1 pseudogene is annotated in these 309 nt (G+C 40.5%); it reads left to right on the forward strand.

Features of this window, described 5'->3' with window-relative positions:
• Nucleotides 1-170: 170 nt before the first annotated feature.
• Nucleotides 171-309 (forward strand): annotated as a pseudogene (locus BHE89_RS24545) (phage major capsid protein); the annotation flags it as partial.

The raw sequence follows: 309 nt of genomic DNA on the forward strand, positions 1-309 counted from the left end.
TCTCGCTCTGAGCGTAGAAAACTTATTAGTGCTTTAACACGAAGTATGCCGAGCGCTACTTCCAATCCTCACGGTACGCCAAGCGCTACCTCTGAAATTAATCCTGACACTCTTTCTGAATTGGAAAAGGCGGTAAATGCCTTTGCCACAGCTAACTAATTGGAGACATTATGTCTGATACAAATGAATTATTAAAAAAGTCTATCGGCAAAAAATTGAAGAAGCCAACGGCAAATTTAATGCTAAAGCCGAAGAAGCCTTAAAAGAAGCGCAAAAAAGTCGGTAGTTTAAGCACTGAAACTAAAGCCG

The sequence above is a fragment of the Shigella sp. FC1967 genome, assembly GCF_001743005.1.
In the GTDB taxonomy this organism is placed as follows: domain Bacteria; phylum Pseudomonadota; class Gammaproteobacteria; order Enterobacterales; family Enterobacteriaceae; genus Proteus.